At 35.3% G+C, this 11,790-nt stretch carries 12 protein-coding genes; 3 read left to right on the top strand and 9 right to left on the bottom strand.

From position 1 onward, the window contains the following. Positions 1 to 98: 98 nt before the first annotated feature. The 4 genes from mraZ to NE664_11215 all read right to left on the bottom strand — a co-directional run bounded on the left by mraZ (position 99) and on the right by NE664_11215 (position 1,626). On the bottom strand, positions 99 to 530 hold the full coding sequence (mraZ, locus tag NE664_11230; protein ID MCQ4727214.1) for a division/cell wall cluster transcriptional repressor MraZ: 432 nt from the start codon (positions 528 to 530) through the stop codon (positions 99 to 101). 221 nt (positions 531 to 751) lie between these two features. Next, positions 752 to 922: a hypothetical protein gene (locus tag NE664_11225; GenBank protein MCQ4727213.1), complete on the bottom strand. Its 171-nt coding sequence runs from the start codon at positions 920 to 922 to the stop codon at positions 752 to 754. A gap of 12 nt (positions 923 to 934) precedes the next feature. Further along, positions 935 to 1,282: a sulfite exporter TauE/SafE family protein gene (locus NE664_11220; GenBank protein ID MCQ4727212.1), complete on the bottom strand. Its 348-nt coding sequence runs from the start codon at positions 1,280 to 1,282 to the stop codon at positions 935 to 937. Further along, positions 1,279 to 1,626 carry a sulfite exporter TauE/SafE family protein gene (locus tag NE664_11215; protein MCQ4727211.1) on the bottom strand — a complete coding sequence of 116 codons (348 nt, stop codon included), beginning with the start codon at positions 1,624 to 1,626 and terminating at the stop codon, positions 1,279 to 1,281. Before NE664_11215 ends, NE664_11220 begins: the two co-directional genes overlap by 4 nt. A 92-nt stretch (positions 1,627 to 1,718) precedes the next feature. Between NE664_11215 and NE664_11210 the strand changes: the two genes are divergently transcribed. Continuing rightward, the gene (locus NE664_11210) at positions 1,719 to 3,470 is read left to right on the top strand and encodes a B12-binding domain-containing radical SAM protein (protein MCQ4727210.1); all 1,752 of its coding nucleotides are present in this window, start codon (positions 1,719 to 1,721) and stop codon (positions 3,468 to 3,470) included. Then, the gene (gene nth, locus NE664_11205) at positions 3,467 to 4,114 is read left to right on the top strand and encodes an endonuclease III (protein ID MCQ4727209.1); all 648 of its coding nucleotides are present in this window, start codon (positions 3,467 to 3,469) and stop codon (positions 4,112 to 4,114) included. The genes NE664_11210 and nth overlap by 4 nt, the downstream gene beginning before the upstream one ends. A 182-nt stretch (positions 4,115 to 4,296) precedes the next feature. Here nth and NE664_11200 read toward each other — a convergent pair whose 3' ends face one another. Next, positions 4,297 to 5,754, bottom strand: coding sequence for an aminoacyl-histidine dipeptidase (locus tag NE664_11200; GenBank protein ID MCQ4727208.1), 1,458 nt, complete (start codon positions 5,752 to 5,754; stop codon positions 4,297 to 4,299). 39 nt (positions 5,755 to 5,793) lie between these two features. Next, complete coding sequence (locus NE664_11195) at positions 5,794 to 7,215, bottom strand: YfcC family protein (GenBank protein ID MCQ4727207.1); 1,422 nt, start codon at positions 7,213 to 7,215, stop codon at positions 5,794 to 5,796. Between the two features lie 389 nt (positions 7,216 to 7,604). On the opposite strand from NE664_11195, the gene NE664_11190 reads away from it, so the two are divergent. Continuing rightward, the gene (locus NE664_11190; protein MCQ4727206.1) at positions 7,605 to 8,246 is read left to right on the top strand and encodes a GntR family transcriptional regulator; all 642 of its coding nucleotides are present in this window, start codon (positions 7,605 to 7,607) and stop codon (positions 8,244 to 8,246) included. Between the two features lie 447 nt (positions 8,247 to 8,693). Here the strand turns inward: NE664_11190 and NE664_11185 are convergent, their stop codons facing one another. The 3 genes from NE664_11185 to NE664_11175 form a co-directional block, all read right to left on the bottom strand. Further along, positions 8,694 to 9,179, bottom strand: a complete 486-nt coding sequence (locus tag NE664_11185) for a hypothetical protein (GenBank protein ID MCQ4727205.1) — start codon at positions 9,177 to 9,179, stop codon at positions 8,694 to 8,696. A 541-nt stretch (positions 9,180 to 9,720) separates the two neighbouring features. Beyond that, the gene (locus NE664_11180) at positions 9,721 to 10,347 is read right to left on the bottom strand and encodes a TetR/AcrR family transcriptional regulator (GenBank protein MCQ4727204.1); all 627 of its coding nucleotides are present in this window, start codon (positions 10,345 to 10,347) and stop codon (positions 9,721 to 9,723) included. Between the two features lie 341 nt (positions 10,348 to 10,688). Then, positions 10,689 to 11,453: a MerR family transcriptional regulator gene (locus NE664_11175; protein ID MCQ4727203.1), complete on the bottom strand. Its 765-nt coding sequence runs from the start codon at positions 11,451 to 11,453 to the stop codon at positions 10,689 to 10,691. Positions 11,454 to 11,790: the final 337 nt, after the last annotated feature.

Below are 11,790 nucleotides of genomic sequence, written 5' to 3'. Positions count from 1 at the left end.
CCTTTTACGTAAATTAAAAACCGCTTCAAATCTTAATATAAACCACACACCAAAAAATAAGAGCTCTATATCCATAAAAACATTAAACGGCATATCATTTAAATTCCAAGCGCCGCCATTTTTTCTGCAAATCCGTTATTTATAAAATTTTCTTCATTATTATAGTCGTCCCAAAGAGCTTTATTCCAAATTTCTATCCTGTCAACAACGCCTATTGTAACTATAAGTTTGTCCAACATAGCGTGCTCTCTGAGATTTTGCGGAATTAATATTCTGCCCTGACTGTCAAAAGAACATTCAACAGCCCCGGCGGTGAAAAACCGCGCAAACCTTCTGACATCCGGATCGGTCCACGGAAGTTCTTTTAGCTTACCGATTATATCTTCCCAGCGTTTTCGATCATAGATAAAAAGGCACTTGTCAAGGCCCCTTGTAACAATAAAAGTTCCGCTAAGGTTTTCCCTTAATTTGGAAGGAATAATGACTCTGCCCTTTGCATCAATATTATGCTGGTATTCGCCCATGAACATTTTAACCACCGCGCATCCAAATTTAAAAAGCTAAGGCAATTCCCTCCACTTACAACCATTTTCAACCACTTGTAACCACATTGTAATATAAATTTAAGAAAATTACAATACAAAACCACAAATAAACCTTTCAAATTAATGATTTTTTCCAACTTAAATTTACAAAATATGATTAGAAAAGCCGTATACATTCATAATAATGCATACGGCCGCAAAGTTACTTATTTCAGCGCTTCCTCAAGCTCATTTAATTTATTCAAAGGAAAATTCCTTAATAGCTCCATATATTGATCTTTTGTAAGTCCTTCCGTTGTGGAATACATAGTTATTTTTTCGTCGTCGCTTGCATCGGCAAACTTTCTTTTAAACATTTCAAATTCAACAATTTTCAATTGTAACCCTCCTTATTTTTTCTTAAAAATTTCCCAAATGCCCATTATAAGCAGGAAGCCTCCGAATATTTTTCTTAAAATATCGGCCTCCATATTAACCGCAATAAGAGAACCGGCTACCGCCCCGGCAATACCAAATACAATAACCGGTTTAACTGCTTTAAAATCTATATTGCCCTGTTTTTTATGTTTAATTAACGCCACAACGGCCGTCGGAATAAAAAACAGAAGGTTAATATTCTGTGCCTGCTGCTGTTCCAAATTCATAATAAAACAAAGCGCGGGTATCAGTATTGTTCCGCCGCCTATGCCCATTCCGCTTATTACCCCTGACACAAGGCCTATTAAAATATACGTCATAATATCATCCTAACCGCCGCCGCAATCATAAACGCTCCAAAGATCCTATGAAGCCACTTTGTAGATATTTTGTTTAAAATCGACGCCCCAATATATCCTCCGGCTATTCCTCCGATGCTGACCCACAACACCCCGGCCCATTCTATATCTACTTTTCTTAAATAAACAAACGCCGATATAATACTTAAAGGCAGTATAAGGGCAATTACAGTGGCATGGCTTTTGTGCGGCTCTATTCCCAAAAGCTTCTGAAATGCCGGAACGGCTATCGTACCGCCGCCGCTTCCGAATAATCCGTTTATAAATCCTGTTACAATACCTATAATTATTTTTTTAATTTTCATAAAGCACCTCTTTGCCTTAATAGGGTGTGCAAAAACAGCCGATAATATGTTATAATTTATATTCAACAGTAAAATTTAAGGAGATATTAAAAATGAAGATCCTGCTGACTGCCATAAATGCAAAATTTATACATTCGTCTTTAGCTATAAGGTATTTGAAAAAGTCGTGCCAATCTATAAGCGGATATATTGAATGTGCGGAATATACCATAAATAACCACGAAGACTATATATTAACCGAAATATTTAAAAAGCGTCCCGACGTTATCTGCTTCTCATGCTATATCTGGAATATAGCTCTCGTACTGTCATTAGCTGAAAACTTAAAAAAAGTTTTGCCAAAATGCATAATTTTATGCGGCGGGCCTGAAGTCAGTTATGAAAGCGAAGATTTTATCAGAAATCATAGTTGCATTGACATTGTTATACGCGGCGAAGGCGAAATATCTTTTTATAACACAGCCTGCGCTTTAATTAATAATTCAAATTTATCGGGCGTTAACGGCATAACATACAAAGACGGTAAAAGTATTGTTTCAACCCCTCCAGAAAAGCCTATTGACATGGAAAAACTTCCTTTCGTATACGACAGTATTGACGATTTAAAACATAAAATCATATATTACGAAACACAGCGCGGATGTCCGTACAACTGCCAGTTCTGCCTTTCATCCATTGAAAAAGGAGTTAGGTTTATGCCTCTTGAAAAAGTATATAAACATTTAGACTTTTTTCTTAAAAACAAAGTGCGTCAGGTAAAATTTGTAGACAGGACTTTTAACTGCAGCAAAGAACATTCCGAAGCTATTTGGAAATATTTGATAGAAAATGACAACGGCGTTACAAATTTCCATATGGAAATAGAAGGTCATATTATAACCGAAAGCAGTATTGAAATTTTAAAAAACGCAAGGAACGGGCTGTTTCAGTTTGAAATCGGTATACAGTCTACAAACCCAAAAACTTTGGAAGCCGTTAAAAGGAACCCGAATTTTGAGCCGCTGAAAGAAAAAATAATAAAAATACAAGAACTAAAAAATATACATATACATCTTGACTTAATAGCCGGATTGCCTTTTGAAGGATACAATTCCTTTGCCAAATCATTTAACGACGTTTACAGCCTTTATCCGGATCAGCTCCAACTTGGTTTCCTTAAAGTCCTAAAAGGCTCCGGGCTTAAAAAAGATGCGGAAAAATACGGTATTGAATACCGCGGCAAAGCGCCTTATGAAACCCTTTTTACAAAAGATATGACATTTGAAGAAATGACATTGCTAAAAGGCATTGAAAATATTGTCGAAACATATTACAATAGCCCAAAAGCATTAAATACCGTTAAATATTTGGCAACTGTTTTCGAAACGCCGTTTGTTTTTTTTGAAAAGTTCGCTTCTTTTTGGGAAAAGAACGGCTGTCACAATGTCAGCCACAGCAAGCAGGAATTGTATACAATACTATTTGAATTTGCAACATCATATATGGCTGCCGAAAACAAAGTCGAAATAATAACAAATCTTCTCAAATATGATATGCTTTTAAGTGAAACCCTTAATTCCTGCCCTTCATGGCTGCCAATTGATACGTCGGAGGAATTTAAAAACAGCAAAAGGAAATTTTTTTCCGATAAGGAAAATGTTAAAAAATTTCTTCCAAACTTAATAAACTATACCCCCGCGCAGCTAAGCCGTATGTGCACTATAGAAAAGTTTTCGATAAACCCGTTGGAATATGTCGGCTCCGGATCAATTTCAAAAGGTTGTTTCTACATACTTTTCGATTACAGTAACAGAAATTTTATTACAAACCATGCCGAAACTAAAGAAATCGAGGTAAAAACATGAAAAATAAAGAACAAGTTAATGAAGTGCTTAAAATTTTGGACGACGTTTACGGTCCTACAAAATGTTATTTAAATCATCAAAATCCATGGCAGCTTTTGATTGCTACAATATTGAGCGCCCAGTGTACGGACGACAGAGTAAATATAGTAACAAAAGATTTATTTGAAAAATATACTTCTATTAAAGATTTTGCAGAAGCAAGCCTTTCGGAGCTTGAAAACGATATACGTTCCACAGGATTTTATCATAATAAAGCAAAAAATATTATTCTGTGCTGTCAAAAGCTTTTGACCGATTTTAACGGTGAAGTCCCTCAGGATATAGATAAGCTTACTTCCCTTGCAGGAGTAGGCCGAAAAACAGCTAACGTTATACGCGGGAATATATACGGTATACCAAGCATAGTCGTTGACACGCATGTAAAGCGTATTTCAAATTTAATCGGTTTTACTAAAAGCCAAGATCCCGTAAAAATAGAATTTGAATTAATGGAGATTCTGCCGCAGGATCACTGGATAAGTTATAACACGCAAGTAATAGCCCACGGACGCAAAATATGTATAGCAAGACGCCCCCAATGCCACATATGCCCTCTAAGCCGGCTATGCGACGATTATATAAGAAAGTCTCCCGGGGCTGTATAAACTTTATAAAGTAATAACGATATATTAAATAAATTAATATTATGCCTTTCTAAACATATTATCAGAAAACCAAATCAGTACCAACGATAAAGACTGATAAAGATATGCCTCTTTACCAGTCTTTATATTTTTGTTATTTTAACTATTAAAAAATAAAAAACATAACTTATTTTTGCACCGATTCAAACCCTTCTTAATACTTCGGCAAGCATCGACCAATACCGTTTAGTTGATTCAATACTGAGCCATTCTCCGGGCATATGTAAATCTTTACATTCCGGCCCCATTGAAATCATATCGATCTTACGGCCGACATTCCTGCCTATGATACCGCACTCAAGGCCCGTATGCAGAACAACAGATCTTGCTTCCCTTCCGAAGAATTCCATATAAATGCTTTCAAAAATCTTTTTTATCCTATTTTCCGGATCATATGGCCATTCCAAGCAATCATACTCCTTACACATGTACCCGCCAAATATTTTTGCAAGCCTGTCAATTTTATAAACCATATTTCGGTACATACTTTCTATTGAACTTCGCGTTACAAATGTAAATTTAACGCTCTCTTCTCCCGTAGTTACCGTACCAAGACTATTGGATGACTCAACAACATTTTCAAACTCAAGGTTCATACGTATAATTCCTGTTTCGCAAAGACATCCAAAACTGATTACAGACTCTTTCGTCTTTTTTGAAAACACCCTTTCAACTTTACTTTCAAAAGGCTCAAAACTCAACGTCAGCCCTTTATCGCTTAGCCTATATTCATTCGCATAAATTTTTGAATACTCATCCGCAACTTCTTTCAGCTTCAGAACATTACTTTCCTTTACCAATAACAAAGCCCTTGCTTCACGCGGGATCGCATTGCACATAACGCCGCCGTTTACATATGCCATTTCAAATTCAGCCGTACGTTCCATAGCGTCAAGCACCCTTGAAATCAATTTATTGGCATTGCCTCTTTCCCGGTGTATATCCTCACCCGAATGACCTCCCAAAAGTCCTGTAACTGAAAGCATATAAGAAACTCCCTCTCCGCCGTTTTCCCATTCAATTGGTATATGGGCGCTTACAGTCGGACCTCCCGCACTTCCGACAACAAAAACTCCGTCGTCATCTGAATCAAGATTTATAAATATATCTCCTTCAAGCATTCCTGCATCAAAACATTCGGCGCCTGTCATTCCAAGTTCTTCGTCTACAGTAATAACCGCTTCTAAAAGTGGATGTTCAATGGTATCCGAATCCAAAAGCGCAAGCGTAAGCGCCATGCCAATGCCGTCGTCGCCTCCCAAAGTCGTATCTCTAGCGGTTATTTTGTCTCCTTCTACGACTATATTAATTGGATCTTTCAAAAAATCATGCCGCGCTCCTTCTTTTTTTTCACAAACCATATCCATGTGGGATTGAAAAATAACTCCCGGCCTGCTTTCATAACCCTTTGTTGCTTCTTTTCTTATATATATATTAAACTTTTCATCCTGTAAATAATAAAGCCCTCTGTCTTTCGCAAATTTTACAAGCCAATCGCTTACTGCCTTTTCGTTTCCTGTTCCTCTGGGTATTTTACTTATTTCTTCAAAAAAATAAAATACTTCTTTTGGTTCTATATTTTCAAGTAACCTCTTTTCCATTTGATGTTTCCCCCTTCTGCTTTATTAAGACTTAAAACTCTAAATCCCAATTATGGTTGCAGCGCACAAAATAATAATAGTTACAATCATTATAGCGGCCACCAGTTTCCAAACATATTTTATCCATTTTGAAAGCGGTATTTTGCACATTGCAAGTACGCCCATAAGCAGTCCGCATGTTGGGGCAAGAAAACCGACAACCGCATTGGCCGCTGAAAATCCGATTACAATTATATGCCTTGAAACTCCCGCAAAATCGGCAAGCGGAGCCATAATGCCCATAGAGAGTGTAGCAAGTCCCGAACTGGATGGTATTACAAAACTCATAATAAAATAAAATAAGTAAGATGCAGTTGAATATACGGCGGAAGAAACATTTGACAAAAGCATTTCACCGGCATGGAGTATTGTGTCCGTAATCATGGCATTGTTCATGACAACTGTAATTCCTCTTGCAACGCCAATCACAATAGCAACTTCAAGAAGCCCTCTCGCACCGTCCATAAACGTATCTGTAAACTCCTCTTCGCTGTACTTCATATAAATCGCCATAATTATACTGGCCCCCAAAAAAAGGCTTGCAAGTTCACCAAACCACCAGCCAAGGGTCGGAATAAATGTAATTCCCAAATCCTCAAACGGTATAATCCCCCAAAGCATTATAACGAAAGTTAAGGCAAACATAATAAGTATTACTTTTCTTTGTTTTGTAAATTCAGGAAGCTTATTTCCTTCCCTAACATTTCCGAGAAACTTCTGTTTCATTTCCTCCGACAAATCGTATACAATTGATTTCGTTGGATCTTTTTTCACCATAGCGGCATAACGCATTACAAAAAACAGCCCTATCGGTATCCCTGTAAATAATATTAAAAAACGTATTAAAATACCGTCACCCATGGAAATATCCGCAAACTTGCAGGCAATGGCAACAGAAAACGGATTTGCCAAAGAACCCATTGTTCCCAACGCCGCTCCTAGCTTTATAACCGCTATGGCAGTTATAGTATCATATCCTGCCGCCAGAAAAATCGGAATAACAATCGGGAAAAACGGGAGAGTTTCTTCTTCCATTCCGAACGTGGCCCCTCCAACAGCAAACATGCACATCAAAATAGGTATCATCAGCTGTTCTTTTCCATTTAATTTTTCAAGTATTTTCCCTATTCCGGCGTCAATCGCTCCGGTCTTTGAAACGACAGCCATAAATCCGCCTATCACCAATGTATAAAGGATAATATCTACAGAGTCAAAAAATCCGTTTATAGGAGCCTGTATAATGTCAAACAAGCTCTGAGGATCTGACTGAGCCAAATGGTAGCTTCCCGCAACCGGCTGCAAATCGATATAATCATAAGCGCCTCCCGGTATTATCCATGACAATATCGCCACTAAAATAATAAAAATAGCCAGCGTCCCATATGTAGAAGGCATCTTAATTTTTCTTTTTTTCGTTTCCATACACATTCCCCTTCCTAAAAATACGTAATTATTAATGAATATCGCCTACATAAATATTTTTGTTATTTCCACGCCTCCCCCTCCTTCAACGTTAATTTAAAATTATCACTAAAACCATTTTATGTCAATATTATTTTTATAATATTTTTTAAAATATTATTATTTAATACTATTTTAATTATTTAATTTATCCATATATAATCGGACTTTTATTGCAATATTTATTATAATTAATACAATTTAAATTATTTTTAAAATTGTATTAATTATAATATTGTTTCAAAAATTGTCAATATCGTGTTATAATATAAAATCACAATTGACAATTTAAAACGCTTGCCATATTATTAAAATATATACATTGGCTTTTAAGAGCTGGAGGAATTAAAATGGAAAATAAACGCGGTAAATCAAAAAAACATATAAAAGAGCAAATTTATGAATATATAAAAAACGGTATCCAAAACGGTACATTTTTGCCTGGAGAAAAAATCCTTGAGGCTCCTATTGCCGAATATTTTAAAGTCAGCCGCACTCCTGTAAGAGAAGTAATGTCAAATTTGGCAAAAGACGGAATTTTAGATAAAAAACCATATAAAGGTTTTTTTGTAAAAAAATTTACGGAAGCTGAACGGCTTGCAGCTTTTGAGGTTATTGCCGATTTAGATTTCCTTTGTGCAAGGAAAGCCGTTAATAACCTTACGGATGAAGATATCCTTCGCATGAAAGAAACAATTGCAAAAATTGATTTGGCTATTGAATTTAATAATTTCCATGACTATGTAACAAATCAACGAAAATTCCATGATATTTATTTTCAAAAAAGCAATAACCATATACTTGTTGACACAATCTATCATGTAATAAATAATTCCCCGGATATAAATATTTCGCTGGATCAAAACATCAATAACTCAAACACAGCAGAACTTTTAAAAAAAGGCAACGACGGCCACCGTTTAATACTACGGGCCTTTCTTGAAAAAGATATGAAGCTTTTGGAAAAAGCAATAACAGAACATTGGAAATAAAATTAAAAAAACAAAAGCGGCGGTAAACTTAGAATTTTAAGTTTGCCGCCGCTTTTGTTTTTTATTTCACATTTACTAAATCCGCCTTCTAAACGATAGTAATCTACATTCTAAACGTATTATACAAAAAACGGTTATATTTGATTTTATAACCGTATCTAAAAATCAAACGTATTTTCCCGCATAAATTTAAATAATGTTCTCTGCATCTGAAAATTTGTTCAAGCAGCAAGCTATATATAATGCCTCTGATTCAATTTAATCTCCTGTTTCAAAATGCTCGCCAACAATTAATCTTATCAGACTTATAACATGATATACGTTTAAAACAAAATCTACCGCTAAACTTTATTACCTCAAAATTTTCATTAAATAAAATACGCCCCCCGCCTTTTAATTCAACTTAAAAAATAAAAAATTTTCCGCACTATTTTTAATATTTATTATTTATTTTTTTGCAAACCGGTTCATAAAGAAGTCGGTAAAAGCCGCCAGTTCATCGTCTTGGGATATGTAAACATACAATTTTTCATCTTCAAGCCAATCATACGCATTAATACCAATATAACTTTTTCGATCCAAATAAATAATAAATGCATCTGTAGGATACTTATTCCTATACGCTTTTAAAATCTCAGTACGACGGTAATATGTCGGTTCGCCACATCCTGAAAGATCCGGTACTGTAGGAACAACCACAATAGTCTCTTCCATATCATTCCATCCGACAATAAGATTTCCGATTTTGGTCTTACTGCCATGTACAAACCCATAATTAAAACGGCTTACGTCCTCGGTGTATCCAAAAATCAACCTGTAGTTATTCCCGTTTTCTACAACATGATTAAATAACGCACGCATCTTTTTTGCATTCTCATTACTCTTCTCCATGTCAATTTCCGGTCCTTTGAATAGTTTACTGAATAATCCCATATTACTTTCCTCCTATATTTTATTATATTTTTGCAGATATATTGTTAATAGAGCAGTTTGGCCACACGGTTTTAACCTCGCAATGCTGCCGTTCAAGGCGTAACAAATCCTATGGCAAGCGTATTCAACGCCGAAATGCGGAAATTTTTCTTTGTTGGAGGTTTGTGCCCTTGTAAAGCAAAACTGTTTGCATTACAATTATTCATACTCTATTTTTTATACAAAATAGTATCCGGCTCAACCGGCAGTTTATTTATAAAAATCGTATTGCTTTACTTACAACTGCATAGTTGACGCATTATAAGTTAATTCTTGAAGGCGATTTTGTACTCTGTGAGCTTAACAGTTTAATATCGTTAATTCCCATGAACTTTTTAAATGCCTGAATTTGAAAAATACTTTATAAAAAATTATTCAATATTCAAACTTAAAACATAAAAATAAATATAAAAACTAAAATTTATCTTTATTATCTGTAAAATAAATCCGTCTGAATAAAACGCCGAAACATAATATTCGGACGGATTTAAATATCTTCGTATCAGTCAATACGTGGTTTATGCTCCCTCAACGTTTCTAAAGCATCTACAATCGCATTAATCTGAAATTCAACCGTTTCTTCGGCAGCCTCAGGAACAAATAAAGGCAGTGTGTCCGGGATTGCCCTGCATATAATAATCGCTGTAAGACTTAAATTAGTAAACAAACTAATACTTGCCTTGTCTGCTCTAATGCCAAAGCTCTCTAATATTTTACCGAAAAGAGCAGTTTGTTTTTCACGGAATATTCTATAACTTTCTTTTGATAAACGCTTAAAGATAAGTTGTTGTTCTTCAATCGTTAAAACGGCAATGCTGTTCTTTTCGCCGTAACAGCAAGACTCAAGAAAACGTTTTACGGCTTCGCGCCAACTCAACTCAGGATCAGACATAAGTTTTTCAGCATATTTAATAATTTTCGGCTGCTGAAGATACAATGTTTCGACAACCAAATCTTCTTTTGTAGGAAAAAAGGAGTAAAAAAACGTCCTTGAAATCCCAATTTTCTTATATATCTGTTCAACAGTTGTATGTTGTATTCCCTGTTTTGCCATAAGCTCAAGTCCAACAGTTATAAGCTCAGTCCTGATATGTTCCCGCTCGGCCTCAGAATAGGCTACCTTCGGCATCTTCCATCCCCCATGCATAAAATAAAAACAAATTCTATATTTTGATTTTATTTTACCATATAAAAAAATATAATACAAGAGTAAAATAAGACTTGCAGTAAGTCGACACCTTTGCACTTTATTCGTATAAAATATTACATTTTTAGAGGCGGCTTCTTCTAACTTAAGTCTATATTGCCAATAACATCTCTTTCATGTAAAATTATGCATTCAGCCCGATAAATATTTTTAGTAATATTCTTAGAAATTAAACGCATATATTTTATTATAACGCGCTTTCCAATTTTCTGTTTAAATTATCTATCTCCCTTGCCATTATTTTTTCATATATTCAGGTATTTCTACAACTTCCCCGCCCAGAAATTTACTGCGGCAATAAGAAACTCCGCGCATCCATCCTGTTCCCTATCATAGTATTCTCTAAATCTTGCATCCTGTATATATAAATCAACTGTGCCTTTATGTTTTTGTTCCGTATAATCTTTCCATGAATATCCCAGCCACTCTTTGTGCAGAGAGGCTGCTTTTCGTCCCGCTTCACTCTCAGGTTTTTCACCTGATAATACAGCCTCTTTCAGGACTTCCTTAACATTTTTCCCAATTTCCTGAAACCTTTTATAATCTTCCCTTGTCAAAGCCAAAACTTTATTTAAAGATGCATCGACTTCGTCGTTTCCGTATTTCTCCCTCGCTTCCAAACCATATATATTTTCATATTTGTTTACTACGTCCTTTTTAAACGCTTCAAATCTTTCAGAATCGCACATAACTAATTCTCCTTTCGCCGACGCTATAGTATCTTTTACTGTATTAATCAATTTAGAAAGCCTTCTTTCCTGATTTTCAAGTTCATTTAAATGTTCATAAAGAGCCTCAAGCATATCAAAGCTTTCATCATACAGTATAGAGCGGATTTTTTCCAATGGCAGCCCCCTTTCCTTATAAAACAGTATCTGCTGAAGCAAATTAACTTCATTATTGCTGTAAAACCTGTATCCGGAGCTGCTTGTTCTTGACGGGCAAAGCAGTTTTATTTCATCATAGTATCTTAAAGTACGCGCGCTTACTCCCGATAATTTAGACAACTGATTTATTCCGTATTCCATATTTATCCGCCTCCTAACTGTATTTTTATTGTACACGTTTACGTCGCGTCAAAGTCAAGGAAAAATTAAATTTTTTAAACTGCTCCAACGGTTTATATAAAAAGTTTTTTCAGACCATACCATTGTAATCATTCCTGTTGTCATATGGCAACTGTCTGCTTAAACGCCAAGCTGTATTTATTATGACGCAAAGCATTGTATATATCTGCATTATATCCGCCCGCTATCCATATGTATATTTATGCCGTTTTATTTATCAAGTGGTTTTTATTGAAAACCACGAAATAAATAGAAATCGAAAAAATAAAATTGTTCCAAATATAAAACCGCAATAAAT

Source organism: Anaerotignum faecicola (assembly GCA_024460105.1).
Lineage (GTDB): Bacteria > Bacillota > Clostridia > Lachnospirales > Anaerotignaceae > JANFXS01.
Note: the sequence above shows the minus strand (reverse complement) of the source record. Positions and strands in the feature narration are given on the sequence as shown.